The sequence below is a fragment of the Colwellia sp. BRX8-5 genome (assembly GCF_014077325.1).
Taxonomy (GTDB): domain Bacteria; phylum Pseudomonadota; class Gammaproteobacteria; order Enterobacterales; family Alteromonadaceae; genus Colwellia_A.
In genome coordinates this window covers 27,029-42,622 of the sequence record NZ_JACGVR010000037.1, presented here as the reverse complement: position 1 = coordinate 42,622, position 15,594 = coordinate 27,029, and the positions used below count along the sequence as shown (strand labels likewise).

The 15,594-nt window shown below is 38.6% G+C and carries 13 protein-coding genes and 1 pseudogene; 13 read left to right on the top strand and 1 reads right to left on the bottom strand.

Features of this window, described 5'->3' with window-relative positions; genetic code table 11:
- Window positions 1-541, bottom strand: a pseudogene (locus H4J62_RS17505) (transposase); the annotation flags it as partial.
- Window positions 542-771: 230 nt separating this feature from the next.
- Here H4J62_RS17505 and H4J62_RS17500 point away from each other — a divergent pair.
- The 13 genes from H4J62_RS17500 (at window position 772) to H4J62_RS17440 (ending at window position 15,574) form a co-directional block, all read left to right on the top strand.
- Window positions 772-1,053 (top strand): hypothetical protein, encoded by a 282-nt coding sequence (locus H4J62_RS17500; protein ID WP_182217417.1) that lies wholly within the window; start codon window positions 772-774, stop codon window positions 1,051-1,053.
- A 370-nt stretch (window positions 1,054-1,423) separates the two neighbouring features.
- Entirely contained in the window at window positions 1,424-2,656 is a 1,233-nt protein-coding gene (locus H4J62_RS17495) for a serine hydrolase (protein ID WP_182217419.1), read from the top strand.
- Between the two features lie 496 nt (window positions 2,657-3,152).
- Entirely contained in the window at window positions 3,153-3,806 is a 654-nt protein-coding gene (locus H4J62_RS17490) for a helix-turn-helix domain-containing protein (protein WP_182217420.1), read from the top strand.
- Between the two features lie 475 nt (window positions 3,807-4,281).
- A complete protein-coding gene (locus H4J62_RS17485; RefSeq protein ID WP_182217422.1) occupies window positions 4,282-5,073 on the top strand; it encodes a DUF3450 domain-containing protein in 792 nt (263 codons plus the stop codon).
- 10 nt (window positions 5,074-5,083) lie between these two features.
- Entirely contained in the window at window positions 5,084-6,478 is a 1,395-nt protein-coding gene (locus H4J62_RS17480; RefSeq protein ID WP_182217424.1) for a MotA/TolQ/ExbB proton channel family protein, read from the top strand.
- A 3-nt stretch (window positions 6,479-6,481) separates the two neighbouring features.
- A complete protein-coding gene (locus H4J62_RS17475) occupies window positions 6,482-7,012 on the top strand; it encodes a MotA/TolQ/ExbB proton channel family protein (protein WP_070376340.1) in 531 nt (176 codons plus the stop codon).
- 27 nt (window positions 7,013-7,039) lie between these two features.
- Window positions 7,040-7,453: a biopolymer transporter ExbD gene (locus H4J62_RS17470; RefSeq protein ID WP_070376341.1), complete on the top strand. Its 414-nt coding sequence runs from the start codon at window positions 7,040-7,042 to the stop codon at window positions 7,451-7,453.
- Window positions 7,454-7,468: 15 nt separating this feature from the next.
- Complete coding sequence (locus H4J62_RS17465) at window positions 7,469-8,086, top strand: energy transducer TonB (RefSeq protein ID WP_070377222.1); 618 nt, start codon at window positions 7,469-7,471, stop codon at window positions 8,084-8,086.
- 10 nt (window positions 8,087-8,096) lie between these two features.
- Complete coding sequence (locus H4J62_RS17460; RefSeq protein WP_182217426.1) at window positions 8,097-9,434, top strand: lipopolysaccharide assembly protein LapB; 1,338 nt, start codon at window positions 8,097-8,099, stop codon at window positions 9,432-9,434.
- A 233-nt stretch (window positions 9,435-9,667) separates the two neighbouring features.
- Entirely contained in the window at window positions 9,668-11,203 is a 1,536-nt protein-coding gene (locus H4J62_RS17455) for a Re/Si-specific NAD(P)(+) transhydrogenase subunit alpha (RefSeq protein ID WP_182217428.1), read from the top strand.
- An 11-nt stretch (window positions 11,204-11,214) separates the two neighbouring features.
- Window positions 11,215-12,618, top strand: coding sequence for a Re/Si-specific NAD(P)(+) transhydrogenase subunit beta (gene pntB, locus H4J62_RS17450; RefSeq protein ID WP_182217430.1), 1,404 nt, complete (start codon window positions 11,215-11,217; stop codon window positions 12,616-12,618).
- Between the two features lie 153 nt (window positions 12,619-12,771).
- Window positions 12,772-14,175, top strand: coding sequence for a sodium:alanine symporter family protein (locus H4J62_RS17445; protein WP_220465352.1), 1,404 nt, complete (start codon window positions 12,772-12,774; stop codon window positions 14,173-14,175).
- Window positions 14,176-14,254: 79 nt separating this feature from the next.
- Window positions 14,255-15,574, top strand: a complete 1,320-nt coding sequence (locus tag H4J62_RS17440; RefSeq protein WP_182217431.1) for a DEAD/DEAH box helicase — start codon at window positions 14,255-14,257, stop codon at window positions 15,572-15,574.
- The last annotated feature ends 20 nt before the right edge of the window (window positions 15,575-15,594 follow it).

Here is a 15,594-nt window from a genome sequence, read left to right as displayed (position 1 = left end):
TACAAGCAAGTAATGCCCCTTCATCGAGCAGGGCTTGTGATTTAAAGCGTCCTTCCCAAAAGTGCCCCGTGCATTTATCTTCTTTATTGGCTTGTCGAGCAATAGGCTCGTTTAATGCCCGCATAAACCAACTGATATCGATTAAGCGCTGTTTATAGACCTGTGCTGTTTCTTCAACCATTTCCATTTCGAATGTAGTTAATGATTGCTCTTGCTGATATTGACGGGTTAATAGGGTGCCTTTGAACAACTTATGCCAACGGGACAGTACCTCGAGCGTCGTCCAGTTGTTAGCTTTTTCACTATCAACATGAAGGACTAAATGTAAGTGATTATTCATGACAGCGTGAGCACAAATATCAATAGCAAACACCTGAGATAATGTAAAAATGCGCTGTTCAATCCAATGACGCCTGTGCTCATAACTGACACCGGTTTCTTTATCAACACCACATAAAAAAGCTTTGCGAACGGTTTGACTGCAAATATGATAATACGGCGTATCAGATAAACTAATTTGTTGTGAACGAGGCTTAGGCATAACAATCACCACACTTATAAGAGGTGAATTAAGTGTAGTTTATTGTTGAAAAAATAAACAAGTTATTATGGGTGGCTTGATTGCGGTAATCAATACCACATAAAAAGGCTTTTCGAACGGTTTGACTGCAAATATGATAATACGGCGTATCAGATAAACTAATTTGTTGTGAACGAGGCTTGGGCATAACAATCACCACACTTATAAGAGGGTAAATTAAGTGTAGTTTATTGTTGAAAAAACAAACAAGTTATTATGGGTGGCTTGATTGCGGTATTAAAACATATTTTAGATTACATGGTCATAAACGTGTAATTACTATTAATGTTAAATCTATGATTTTTACTGAGTTGGGTGATTCTTTAAAAGTCATCGATCTTAAATTTTCAGAGATTACCGAAGTGTACTTTACCGAAGGTAGGCAAGGGATACCTAGCAATTTGATTATCAAGTATGGTTACGATGGTCACGCCTACATTGCTAAAGATTATTTAAAACATCAATATTTTTAAGCTATTAGTTCAGCTTTTAAAAAAATCCTAAAAATAAATGAGATAAGTGTAAAATAAAATATAGCCAGCTGCTTAAACGGACACAAGCAGCTGGCTATGCTCGTACTTCGGTATTATAGCCAGCCATTTTTAGCCGCTTAGCAAAGCGTTATATGCAGGTTTAAGCCTAAGTAATATGACGAAGTCTATGTTTATTACCTGATGTTTATCGTATTGATAATTAATTTTTTATTGTTTTACTTGGTTGTTCTCGGCATGAGGCTCGCGGGGAAACTAGTCGGATGAATGAGTTGAAAAAAACCTTCATTCAGAGTAGCTAAAATGGAATTGTTTTTACAATACATAATATTATTTAATAAAGGAACTATCATTGAAATATAAAACTAAAACCACCGATTTTATCTTTTCTTCGCTTATTTCACTCACTCTATTAATATTTACAAGTGCAGTTTATGCGAGCAGTGAATCCATTGAGATCATTGAGAATAATTTAAAAAGTAATATAAAGATTAACGGCAAAACCGACTCGAGTGATTCAATCGTAAATCTTATGAAGCAGTTAAATGTACCAGGCCTTAGTATTGCGGTAATTCATAAAGGAAAAATTGATTGGTCAAAAGGTTACGGTATTGCTAATGGCACAAGGAAAGTAGACTCTAATACTTTATTTCAAGCGGGTTCAATTAGTAAACCCGTTGCAGCCCTTGCTGCGCTAAAATTGGTTAAACAAGGAGAGTTAGATCTTGATGTTGATGTTAATCAATATCTAAAAGGCTGGAAGGTTAAGGGAGACTTATTAACTAAAGAAAATCCTGTTACTTTACGTCACCTTCTTACCCACACTGGCGGTATTAGTGTTCACGGCTTTCCCGGATATGCAACAGGTAGTGAAATACCAAGTACAACTGATGTGCTAAGTGGTAAAGGAAATACCGATAAAGTTGAGGTCAATGAAGCGCCGGGAAGTAAATGGCGGTATTCAGGTGGTGGCTATACTATAATGCAAAAAATAGTAGAAGATGTCACAGGAATGCCATTTTCTGAATATGCTGACAATCAAATTCTTAAACCTATGGGCATGTTCAATAGTACCTTTCAACATGTGTTACCCAAAAAATTAAAACAACATACCAGTGCAGCTTATGACTCTAATGGTGAAATGTATCCAGCAATATACAATGACTACGCAGAGAAGGCCGCAGCGGGATTATGGACTACCCCGTCAGACTTAGCGATTTATGCTATTCATATGCAAGCAATAATGGCAGGAAAGAATGACGGAATAGTAAATAAATCGACAGTAACAGCTATGTTCAGTAAGCATCAAGGAAATTGGGGGCTAGGGCCGGCGATGAGTGAAGTTAACAATCAACTTGTTTTTTCTCATTCTGGAAAAAACCTTGGTTTTACTAATGAATTTAAAGCCTTCGTGAATAGAGGCGAAGGGATGGTAGTAATGAGTAATGGTGATAATGCGCGGCAAATTAATCAAAAAATTATGATCGCTATCTCCAAATATTATAAAATGGGCTTTCACTCACGAAAGAGCATAGAACCGTTAACTTTATTTATGAACAATCTCAAGGGCTTTATAGGAGAGTAGAAACTGATAACTGGTGGCTTCATTGTGGAGGTCAAAATTATTGATGGGCTGCCTAAAGTTAAAGAAAAACATGAAGCGCTGTTTTCACGACTAATACCTTCCAATAAGGTGACATTTATTAATGTTTAATCTGAAATGAACCCGTTTGTATTCCATCGGGATCAAGCTGATAATGTCAGTGGTTTATTGGTAGCTGAAAGGTTTAGACTTTATAAAATTAAATAACGAGCTTTGCTCTATGGTGTTTAATACGGATATGGCTGCAAATAACAAGTTGCTTAAACGGATAATAACAGTTGGCTATCGCTTCGCGATTATAGCCAACCCTTTTTACCGGCTTAATGGAGCGTTATGTCAGATACACCACTCAATATTCGATTATTACTAATTATCAGTTAGATAGTGAAGTAGGCGGGGTATTGACGGTGAAGTGGCGTAACAGAAATTGATAATATTAGGGTAGTTTCATTCCTCTATTTAACTGAGGTTATGAATTATGGATATGAAAGTAAAATCATCACTTATTAGAAAATACAGAACGGAAAGACTCTGGTCGCAAGAGCATTTATCAAAAGTAAGTGGGCTTGGCTTAAGGACTATTCAAAGGTTGGAGTCTCGCGGAAGTTGTTCATCCGAAACAATCATGTCACTAGCATCTGTTTTTGAAGTAGATGCCGCTACTCTTGTCTGGCGTGATGGGTGTTACCAAGCATATAAGCACAAGCAATGGGGAATTGTTACATTCACCGCTATATTTATTTTAGCGGCTGCAATACTAGGAATAAATGATGGGTATAAATTTTTACCATCGGAAGCTCTAGGGATTATTTTCGGTGTGCTAACTATAGTTGCTATTATATTTAGCTCTATGACAATTGAAGTTAATGAAAGTGAAGTCAGTTGGTATTTTGGTCCGGGAGTATTTAAAAAACAAATAGCACTGGAAGAGATTGCGAACTGCAATAATGTGAAAAATCCAATATGGATGGGATTCGGTATACACTCATTTGGAACTGGTTGGATTTATAATGTTTCGGGGCTTTTAGGTATAGAAATTGAACTAAAGGGAGGTTCATTTATTAGGTTAGGAACGAATCAGCCAAACTATCTTATTCAAGCTATTGTCGATGCTAAAGATAATGTAGAGTAATTTTTAAAGTAACAATTACTTAGTATCAAGGTTGAAGTGCGACAAAATAGCGATGCAAAACCTGAATCGAATCAACTTTAACCAACAAGAGTTAATGACCCCAGTTGAGGTAATAATAACCGTACGCTTGCCTGCTTAATCGTCCGCTGCTCGCGCAAGGTTGTCGTTTAAATGACAAGTACCAACGCCAGCTATTATCTTGAAGCAGTCATTAACTCAAGCATCGTGTGCAATGATAAAATTCTGATTTATTGACACGATTTTAATTTTAATGACTCCTCCGCATTCCCTCAAGATAAATTATTAATATCAATCTGAATTTCCACAGTAAGAAAAATGTCACAACCTTGTCATTTAATAAATCGGCAATATTCCTGAAACTTAATTGTCATATTTAGCCATTAATATTATCGACATTAATTTTAGGGGTAATCAAATAAGATCTGATTAGCTCAAACAAAGGCAAAAGGTTTTTATGACTCTTTCGAAAATTGCACAAGCTTGTTTATTACTGAGCTTAAGCACAACTAGCTTAATTAGCGATGCAACACCCACACTAGCGGATAATGATAAACAGCTCAGCCAAGTCGTTGATGCTGGTAAAGAAATCAACCAATCGGCCAGTCAGTCTCAACAGCGCGTTAATGCTATTAACGAGCAAATACAAACGAAGTCACAACATTTTAAAACCATTAACAAGGAAATTGATGGCTTAACTGTTTATAACCAGCAAATGAAAACCCAAGTGGCGAACCAATTGAAAGAGCTTGACCAAATAGCCGTGTCAATGGAACAAGTGAGTATTATAGAACGACAAGTTTCACCGTTAATGGCGCGTATGATTGAAACCTTAGCAAACTTTATTACCTTGGATGTGCAATTTTTAACAACCGAGCGTAATAAACGTATTGCTGATTTACACAGTATGATGGAACGCGCTGATGTTGCTATTTCTGAAAAGTTTCGCCGAGTACTCGCCGCTTATCAAATTGAAGTTGATTATGGTCGAACAATAGAGGCGTATTCTGGCTTAATTGATATTGACGGTAGTGAACAAAATGTTGATTTCCTCAGAATTGGCCGCGTAAGTCTAGTGTATCAAACACGTGATGGTCAAAAGTTAGGTTTGTGGGATAACGCTTCTAAATCATGGCAGCCTCTTTCAGCGCAATATCGTTTAGATATTAATAAAGGTTTACGCATTGCTCGTAAACAACTTGCCCCCGATTTAATTATTGTCCCCGTAACGCAAAACTCGGCCGAATAAGGAATAACCCATGAAAAAATTACTTCTATTAATATCGGCAATAACTTTGTCAGCTGTTTCAGTATTCAGTGGCAATGCCATCGCGCAACAAGCAACGAGTTTAGATGACTTACTGTCACAATTAGCGCAAGGAAAAATTGCACAAAGTAAGCAAAATCAAGATAGAGAAGCAGAGTTCAATGCGAAAAAAAGCCAACAAACCCAATTATTAAACCAAGCAAGACAGCAGCGAGATCAAGCGATTAACTTAAGTACACAACTTGAAAAAAACTTTCAAGATAACGATGTAACCTTAGGTAATAATACCGATGCGCTCAATAAGCGTATGGGTGAATTAAAAGAATTGTTTGGTGTATTACAACAAGTCGCTGGTGATACGCGCAGTAAATTTCAAACTTCTGTTATTTCGGCACAAATTCCTGGTCGAGGTCAGTTTCTTGATGAGTTTGCGCAAAGTATGGGCTCCTCATCAAAATTAGCCTCGATTGAAGAAATTGAACGTTTGTGGTTTGAATTACAACGTGAAATGACACAAAGTGGAAAAGTACATAAATTTAGCCGAGAAATTGTGTTAGCAAACGGTGAGAAAAGCCAAGCAGATGTGGTGCGTGTTGGTGGTTTTAATCTAGTTTCACAAGGAAAGTATCTTGAATATATTGATGAAACAGCTTCTGTTGCACAATTAATGAGACAACCATCGAGTCGTTATTTATCAAGTGCTAATGCACTCACTTCAAGCACTAATCAAGTCGTTCCTTTTGCTTTAGACCCAACAGGTGGTTCAATCCTAGGATTATTAGTACAAGCACCTGACTTACAAGAACGCGTTGAACAAGGTGGTGCGGTTGGTTATGTTATTTTAGCGATTGGTCTCATTGGTTTACTGATTGCGATTGAACGTTTTATCACACTCTTTTTCATTGGCAGTAAAGTCAATCGTCAATTAAAGAGCGATCAAGCATCAAATGACAATCCACTGGGTCGGGTTATGTTAGTCCAAGATAAAAATCCCCTTGATAACGTTGAAACCTTAGAGTTAAAGCTCTCTGAAAGTATTTTAAAAGAAGTCCCTGTATTAACAACTAGGCTCACTTTCATCAAAATCATTTCAGTAGTTGCGCCTTTAATTGGTTTGTTAGGCACAGTTACAGGGATGATCAATACCTTTCAAGCGATTACCTTATTTGGCACAGGTGACCCTAAACTAATGGCAGGTGGTATTTCTCAAGCGTTAGTAACAACGGTACTGGGCTTAGTTGTTGCTATTCCCATGGTCTTTATTTCTACACTGCTCAACACCCGAAGTCGCGGTATTATTAATATTTTACAACAACAAAGTGCAGGGATTTTAGCTGAACGCTCAGAAAGCTCTGAAAAACCGCTGACATCAAAGCAAGGAGCATAAACCATGATCCTCTTCATCGAAATGATGAATCGTATCCAAGAATTTTTGGATACGGGGGGGCTAGTGTTAAGCGTTATCGCCGCGGTTATTTGTTTAATGTGGTTACTTATTTTTGAACGATTATTTTTTTACTTGCACAGTTATAAAACGGTGAAAGAAAACATCATTAAAAGTTGGTTTAAACGCCCAGAACGACATTCGTGGAATGCCCAGCATATAAGAATTGCTCATATATCAAGAGCCACTGAAATGCTTAAAACTAACGTTACCTTAATTCAATGTTTAGTTGTCTTGTGTCCACTGCTTGGTTTGATGGGCACGGTAACCGGTATGATTGAAGTGTTTGACGTTATGGCAATTTCGGGCAGTGGTAATGCACGGTCAATGGCTTCAGGCGTTTCGCGCGCGACTATTCCAACAATGGCTGGCATGGTCGGCTCTTTGTCTGGTGTATTTATGGTGACATGGTTACAGCGTAAAACGAAACGTAGAACTGAGCAAATGGAAGACAGTCTTCCGATGGCTCACCAATAATTAGCAGTTTAATTAAGGAGTAACGCTATGCGTTCTCAACTATCAAATATTTTACAAGAACAAGAAGAAGCCGAAGAAATTAACATGACGCCTATGTTAGACGTGGTCTTCATTTTATTGATATTTTTTATTGTTACCGCCTCGTTTGTTAAAGAAGCGGGTATTGAAGTGAATCGACCAGAAGCGGCTACTGCCGTTAAAAAGGAACGAGCCAATATCTTAGTTGCAATTAGTGATAAAGGCGATATTTGGATCAATAAGCGTCGTATTGATATTCGAGCCGTACAAGCCAATATTGAGCGCTTAAAGGCAGAAAACCCACAGGGTACTGTTGTTATTCAAGCCGATAAAGCATCGACAACTGATACGTTAATTAAAGTGATGGATGCTGCTCGTTCAGCGGGTGTTTTTGATGTTTCAATTGCTGCTCAAGAGGGCTAAGTCATGGCAACAGTGATGAACACTCCTGCCCGTTACAGCATAGGTTTATTACTTGCTGTGGTGATGACTTTCTTTCTTTTATGGGGGATGCAAGCGCTTATTTCTGGTGGTAATAATGCCTTAACTGAAGCGCCTCGCGGTAATGTACTCGATTTTATTAGATTGAAAAAAGAGCAGCAACTTACAAAAAAAGAACGTAAACCGCAAAAACCACCAGCACCTAAAGCACCTCCACCGCAAATGCAGCAACCACAAATGCAGCAAGCTAATCCCAATGCATTAAGCACTGCTAGCGGGTTTGGTGCTGATATTCAAACCGATTTAAGTTTAGCTGGGGGATTAAGTTTAAGTGGCGGTGATGGCGACTATTTGCCCATAGTGAAAGTCTCACCTATTTACCCACGTCGTGCTCAATCTCGGGGCATTGAAGGGTATGTTATTGTTGAATTTATTGTCACTAAAAATGGTTCAGTGCGAGACGCTATAGTTGTTGAAGCTAAACCTGAAGGGATTTTTGATCAAGCGGCAATGGCGGCAGCATTAAAATTTAAGTACAAACCACGGGTAGTTGATGGTGTCGCTATGGAAGTTGCTGGCGTGCAGAATAAAATTTCTTTCCAAATAGAAGGTTAAGGAGTCGGGGATGACTAAAATGACAACATTAAAAAGAAAAGCGCTATCTTGCCTTTCAATCGCGCTTCTCTTTAGCGCTCCGGTAATACTTAACCAAAATATGGGTGGCAGTATTGCAAATGCGCAATCATCAGCACAGTTGGGTAAAGAAACAACCTCAGTGAAAGTACCCGCGATGCGTAACCGTGTTTATACGCAATTGGCAAGAGCACAAAAACTTGCTGATGAGGGTAACGGTTTAGAGGGCTTTGATGTACTTGATGAAGTGCAAGACCGCATTGATAGTTTAAACAGTTACGAACGTGCGATGTTATGGAATTTTTATGGCTTTATGTATTACGGTAATGACGATGTCGCTTCAGCCATTGATAGCTTTGAAAAAGTTATCGATGAAAAGGCGATCCCTGAAACATTAAGGCTGTCGACACTTTACTCTTTAGCGCAATTATCAATGCAAATGCAAAACTTTCCACAATCTTTAAAGTTTTTAGTTTTGTGGCAAGCAACTAACGACAAAGCCATTACCGATACTCAACAAGTCTTATTTGCCCAAGTTCATTATCAAAATAAACAATATCAGCAGTCTCTGCACTATGTTTCACAGGCTATTGAACAAAGTATCGCAGCCAATGAAAATCCTAAAGAAAATTGGTTGATTTTACAACGTGCAAATTACTTTGAATTAAAGCAGCCAATTGAAGTAACCGCTGTGATAGAAAATCTGGTTCGTTATTACAATAAACCTAAATATTGGTTACAGCTTTCAGCAATGTATGGTGAAATTGGCCAAGAAGATAAGCAGCTTGCGGTGATGGAAAGCGCTTGGCAAGCGGGCTATGTGACTCAGTCAACTGACATTATCACCTTAGTGCAGCTGTATCGCTTTCATAACGTGCCAATTAAAGCGGCAAACCTACTCGCTGAAGCAATAGACAGTGGTCAAGTTATCGCCCAAGAAAAATATTTAGAGATGCTGGCTAATGCATACATAGCGGCAAAAGATGATGAAAAATCAATTCCGGTATTAATTAAAGCAGCAGAAATTTCTGAAACAGGTAAGTTTGATGCTGCTTTAGCACAAGCTTATTTAAACTTAGAAAAATGGCAACTTGCTATTAATTCAGCTAATGAAGCACTAAGTCGTGGTGACTTAGCTTCAGAAGTTAGTCTAGGTAATATGTATTTAGCCAAAGGTATGGCGGAATTTAATCTGCAAAAATTTGGCGAATCTTTATCTGCCTTTGAACAAGCTAAAAAAATTAAAAGTTCGGCTAAAACAGCTAAACAATGGTTTCAGTATGTTAAAAAAGAGCAAGTTACTAAGCAAAATTTGGCGATGTTAAATTAATTATTCCGTAGTTTTACCTTATTCTCCTCTTCGAACATCCCCTTGACGGATAAAAAGTTAGTTCAGGGGGAGCTGGCTATATTTATTATGAAAATAGCCGTTATTATTTTTAGGTGTATGAAATTCATTCAATTGATGGTAAAACATTAATTATAAAACCCATAAGAAAAGTAATATGTTGCAGCTTTATCTTAATTTACGTTGAAGTTGCGACCTTTTAAAAAAGGTGGCTTATGAATATTGGAATACCTAAAGAAACACTAACAGGGGAAAACCGAGTAGCAGCATCGCCAAGCTCGGTAGTTGCTCTACTTAAGCTTGGCTTTAGTGTCCAAGTACAAAAAGGAGCTGGCACAAAAGCCAGTTTTACTGATGAAGAGTTTGCCGACGCAGAAGCTTCATTAGTCACTAAAAAAATATGCTGGCAGTCAGATATTATTTTTAAAGTAAATGCACCTTCACTTGATGAAGTTGCACAAATGAAAGATGGCGCACATTTAGTCAGTTTTATTGCACCAGCGCAAAGTCCAGAGTTACTCGAAGCCTTACGCGAAAAATCAATTACGACCTTTGCCATGGAAATGGTGCCACGTATGACTCGCTCTCAGTCAATGGATGCACTAAGTTCAATGGCAAATATTGCCGGCTATCGCGCTGTTATTGAAGCAACCCATCTTTTTGGACGCTTCTTAACAGGACAAATTACAGCTGCGGGTAAAATGCCTCCTGCAAAAGTAATGATCATTGGTGCGGGGGTTGCAGGTCTTGCTGCTATTGGTACCGCTGGAAGTTTAGGCGCTGTGGTTCGCGCTTTTGATACGCGCCCCGAAGTAAAGGAACAAATTGAAAGTATGGGCGCAGAGTTTCTTGAGCTTGACTACGAAGAACCCGAAGATACGGGATCAGGCGATGGTTATGCAAAAGAAATGAGTAAAGCATTCATTGATGCTGAAATGGCACTCTTTGCAGAACAAGCCAAAGATGTTGATATTATTATTACCACAGCGATGATCCCGGGCAAACCAGCGCCTAAGTTAATTACAGAAGCCATGGTTCATTCAATGAAACCCGGTTCAATTATTGTTGATTTAGCGGCCGCGGGTGGTGGTAATTGTGCCTTAACCGTTCCGGGTAAAGTTGCTAATGTTGGTGGTGTTAAAATTATTGGTTACACAGATTTAGTTTCTCGTTTACCCAATCAAGCATCACAGCTCTATTCAAATAATTTGGTTAATTTAACTAAATTAGTGTGTCCAAATAAAGACGGTACCATTACGGTTGATTTTGAAGATCAAGTGGTTCGAAATATGACCGTCGTTAATCATGATGAAATTACCTTTCCGCCACCACCAATTCAAGTCAGTGCGGCACCCACTAAACCTGCTCCAGTAAAAATTAAAGCAGTCGATGTGAAAGAAGAACCCGCATCACAAACTAAAAAGCATCTGTTTATGGCAATAGGCGCGTTATTGTTTGCTTGGGTGGCCAGTGTTGCTCCCGCGGATTTTCTCTCTCATTTCACTGTTTTTGTGCTTTCTTGTGTTATTGGTTACAACGTGGTGTGGAATGTCAGTCATTCGCTGCATACGCCTTTAATGAGTGTTACTAATGCCATTTCGGGCATTATTATTGTTGGCGCTTTGTTACAAATAGGGCAAGACAATATATTGATACAAATACTTGCGGGGATTGCGGTGCTCATTGCCACAATAAATATTGTTGGTGGCTTTGTAGTGACCAAACGTATGTTAAAAATGTTTAGAAGATAAGGGGCGCATTGATGGAATTTTCTCAAGGGTTAATTAGCGCAGCTTATATTGTTGCTGCATTATTATTTATTTTTAGTCTTTCAGGGTTAAGTAAGCAAGAAACGGCTGAAACAGGTAATTGGTATGGCATCACGGGTATGGCCGTTGCTTTAATCGCAACCATTGCCGACCCACGTGTCGATAATGTTTTAGTGATATTTATTACCATGTCAGTTGGCGCTTTTATTGGTTTACATTTAGCCAAAAAAGTTGAAATGACGCAGATGCCAGAGTTGGTCGCTATTTTACATAGTTTTGTTGGCCTAGCGGCGGTACTTGTTGGCTTTAACAGTTATTTTGAAATGGACCACTCTTTAGCGTTTAACCTAACCGACACCCAACAAATGGAGACCAACATTCATTTAGTTGAAGTATTCTTAGGTGTTTTTATTGGCGCGGTAACCTTTACCGGTTCAATTGTCGCTTTTGCTAAATTACGCGGTGTTATTAGCTCTTCAGCATTGATGTTGCCACATCGCCATAAGTTAAATTTAGTAGCAGGTATTGTTACTTTAGTTTTACTTATTAGCTTTGTTCAAAGTGATGGCGCTATTAATCCACTATACATGATGACCTTTATTGCACTTGTCTTTGGTTGGCATTTAGTCGCTTCAATTGGCGGTGCTGATATGCCTGTTGTTGTCTCTATGCTCAATTCATATTCTGGATGGGCAGCCGCAGCCGCAGGTTTTATGCTTAACAACGATTTGTTAATTGTAACCGGCGCTTTGGTGGGGTCATCAGGGGCAATACTGTCATACATTATGTGTAAGGCGATGAATCGTTCTTTTATTAGTGTTATTGCTGGAGGTTTTGGTACCGATGTTGTTATTGATAACGATACTGATTATGGCGATCACATTGAAATAAATGCCGAGGCTGTTGCTGATCTGTTGCGCGGAGCTAAATCCGTTATTATTACGCCAGGTTATGGTATGGCTGTAGCGCAAGCTCAATATCCTGTTTATGAAATGACTCAAGCGTTAAAAGCGAAAGGGATCGATGTGCGTTTTGCTATTCATCCGGTTGCAGGGCGCTTGCCTGGACATATGAATGTTTTATTAGCGGAAGCAAAAGTTCCATATGATATTGTTTTTAGTATGGATGAAATTAATGATGACTTCCCTACAACCGATGTTGTTTTGGTGATTGGGGCAAATGACACGGTAAATCCTGCAGCTGCAGAAGATCCAACCAGCCCTATTGCCGGTATGCCAGTGCTAGAAGTATGGAATGCTAAACAAGTCATTGTCTTTAAACGTTCAATGAGTACCGGTTATGCTGGGGTTCAAAACCCATTATTCTTTAAAGAAAATACTCAGATGTTATTTGGTGATGCTAAAGACTCTGTTGAAAAAATATTTAAAGCACTGTAATTAACTTTACATTGAGTAATAAAAACCAGTGATCGTTCACTGGTTTTTTTTGCTTAGCACTATTTGTTTTCTTAACACTAATAGGGTCTAACGCTGGTAGTACTTTGTTTGTTATGATAATTAGTAATAATCTAAAAAGGTGAGAAAGATATTTTGATAGAACAATGGATAGGTACGATCAATGGTTATTTATGGGGCAGTGTGCTTATCTATTTACTGACCGGTTGTGGTATTTGGTTTACTTGGCGATTAAAGTGCCTGCAAATAACTCACTTTACTCACATGTTTACGTTACTTAAATTAAGTCGTAAAACAGACAGCCAAGGCATCTCTTCTTTTCAAGCATTATGTACTTCGCTTGCCGCCCGTGTCGGCACCGGAAATTTAATGGGGGTAGCTGTCGCTATTACCTTAGGTGGCGCTGGTGCTGTTTTTTGGATGTGGCTTATTGCTCTTGTTGGTATGGCAACTGCCTTTGCTGAAAGTGCATTAGGCCAACTCTATAAAGAAAAAGATGCCAACGGAAACTTTCGTGGTGGTCCTGCTTATTACATGAGCAAAGGCTTAAAAAGTAGAAAACTTGCGGTGACTTTTTCGCTGTGTTTATTTTTCGGATATGGTTTTGTTTTTAGCTCAGTGCAAGCCCATTCAATTACCAGTGCTTTTGACGGCTCTTTTGGTATTAACCCGTTATTTACCGGCATTGTCATTACTATAGCAACGGCCTTTATTGTTTTTGGTGGTTTGAAAAACATCGCTCGTTTTGCAGAAATAACGGTACCTTTTATGGGGCTTGCTTATTTATTAGTCTGTCTAGCGGTCATCTTTTTAAATATTGAAAAAATCCCTGCCATTATTAGCGATATATTTGCTTCTGCTTTTGGTTTAAAAGAAGCGGGCAGCGGCTTAGTTGGTGCGGCAATAGTCCAAGGCATAAAACGTGGACTCTATTCTAATGAAGCGGGGATGGGGAGCTCACCCAATGCCGCTGCCGCCGCAGTACCTTATCCTCCTCATCCTGTTTCACAAGGTTATATACAAATGCTTGCTGTGTTTTTTGACACTATTGTTATTTGTTCTTGTACCGCTTTTCTTATTTTATTATTCAAAGAAACAGGTAGCGATGCACAAGGGATACAATTAACTCAGCAAGCGTTAGCTTATCAAGTGGGCGCATGGGGTAGCGATTTTATTACTATCGCTATATTACTGTTTGGTTTCACCTCAATTGTTGCCAACTTTGCTTATGCTGAAAATAATTTGAAGTATTTAAATATGGATAATCCACTTGGACATTGGTTTTTACGTTGTGGATTTTTGGCGATGTTGATTTTTGGTTCAGTAGCGAGTTTACCTCAAGTTATTGCTTTAGCTGATTTATCTACAGGGCTTATGACGGTAGTTAATGTCACGGCTTTATTACTCTTGTCTAAAGTTGTGGTGAGTATTACTCAAGACTATCATCAGCAACATAACCAAGGAAAATTGCCGAGCTATAAGCCAAGTGAAAGCGAGCATAATCGTTTTAATTTGACGAAAGGGATCTGGCAAAAATAGTCTGATGAATAATGTTTAAACTATGCTAGAATGCGCGCCTTAATTTTGGGTTTCGTTTTTTTTTGATAAGTGGTGATATATGAGTGTTGATGCAATAGGGTTGTCGGCTGAACTATTAAAGGCAGTTAAAGCCTGTGGTTATAAAACGTTGACGCCTGTTCAGCAGCAAGCTATACCGCTTATTCGGTCTGGGGTTGATCTACTGGCAAGTGCGCAAACAGGTACCGGTAAAACAGCCGCTTTTAGTTTACCTATACTAGAGGCTTTAGCTAAAATTCCAAGTGATAATAATTCATCAAAAACTATTCGCGCACTTATTTTAACGCCAACGCGTGAGCTTACTCAACAAGTTGCCCGTAATATCGAAAGCTATAGTGAATTTTTACCATTAAGCTGCGGTGCTGTTTATGGTGGTGTAAATATGCCACCACAAACTAGAATGTTAAAGCAAGGTGTTGATGTACTTGTTGCTACACCTGGGCGTCTACTTGAGCATGTAGTGGCGAGAAATGTAGATTTATCACAAGTTAAATTTCTTGTTTTAGATGAAGCTGACCGTATGCTAGATATGGGTTTTTTAAATGACATTCAGCAATTAATCAGTGTTATTAAGCAAAAACATCAAACATTGATGTTTTCAGCAACATTTTCAAATAAAGTGAAAACGTTAGCTAAACAAGTCTTGCATACGCCAAAAACCTTAGAAGTTTCACGCCAAAATTCAACATCAGGCAAGGTTAAACAATCAGTTTATTGGGTATCAGAAACACGTAAATGTGAATTATTATCAGAATTGATTGGTATTAATAATTGGCAGCAAGTACTTGTTTTTGCAGGTACCAAAGAAAGTGCAAATATACTCGCTAAAGAACTTAAGCTTGACGGAATTAAGTCGGCGTTGTGTCATGGTGATAAAACACAAGGCGCAAGAAACAAAGCCCTTGAACAATTTACGGAAGGAAAAGTTCGCGTGCTTGTTGCTACCGATGTTGCAGCTCGAGGATTAGATATTCCTGATTTACCTTACGTTGTTAACTTTCACTTGCCTTATCTTGCTGAAGATTATGTGCACCGTATTGGCCGTACAGGCCGAGCAGGAAAGTCTGGTACGGCAATTTCACTAGTTAGCCCTAAAGATGAACAGTTTTTAGAAAATATCGAAGCATTAATTGGTCGAACTTTTGAACGAACAATTGTCCCTGGATATGAACTAGAACGTGCTTTACCAGCACAATATGCTGAAAAAGAAGATAAACCTCTAAAGAAAAGCCGCTACAAAGCGACACAAGAGAAAAACCAATTAATAGCCCGTAAAAAGGCAGATAGTACGCCTGCGGCTAAACGACGTGCAAAAGTGGCCAAAAAAGCCAAACCAGCGCCTACCGGCAAACGTAGATAATTTATTGTTGAACAGTACTT

Excerpts from the sequence above, each read along its gene's own strand:
- H4J62_RS17470 (WP_070376341.1), top strand. The coding sequence starts at position 7,040 with ATGCGTTCTCAACTATCAAATATTTTACAAGAACAAGAAGAAGCCGAA.
- H4J62_RS17440 (WP_182217431.1), top strand. The coding sequence starts at position 14,255 with ATGAGTGTTGATGCAATAGGGTTGTCGGCTGAACTATTAAAGGCAGTT.
- pntB (WP_182217430.1), top strand. The coding sequence starts at position 11,215 with ATGGAATTTTCTCAAGGGTTAATTAGCGCAGCTTATATTGTTGCTGCA.
- H4J62_RS17490 (WP_182217420.1), top strand. The coding sequence starts at position 3,153 with ATGGATATGAAAGTAAAATCATCACTTATTAGAAAATACAGAACGGAA.
- H4J62_RS17480 (WP_182217424.1), top strand. The coding sequence starts at position 5,084 with ATGAAAAAATTACTTCTATTAATATCGGCAATAACTTTGTCAGCTGTT.
- H4J62_RS17475 (WP_070376340.1), top strand. The coding sequence starts at position 6,482 with ATGATCCTCTTCATCGAAATGATGAATCGTATCCAAGAATTTTTGGAT.
- H4J62_RS17465 (WP_070377222.1), top strand. The coding sequence starts at position 7,469 with ATGAACACTCCTGCCCGTTACAGCATAGGTTTATTACTTGCTGTGGTG.
- H4J62_RS17460 (WP_182217426.1), top strand. The coding sequence starts at position 8,097 with ATGACTAAAATGACAACATTAAAAAGAAAAGCGCTATCTTGCCTTTCA.
- H4J62_RS17455 (WP_182217428.1), top strand. The coding sequence starts at position 9,668 with ATGAATATTGGAATACCTAAAGAAACACTAACAGGGGAAAACCGAGTA.
- H4J62_RS17485 (WP_182217422.1), top strand. The coding sequence starts at position 4,282 with ATGACTCTTTCGAAAATTGCACAAGCTTGTTTATTACTGAGCTTAAGC.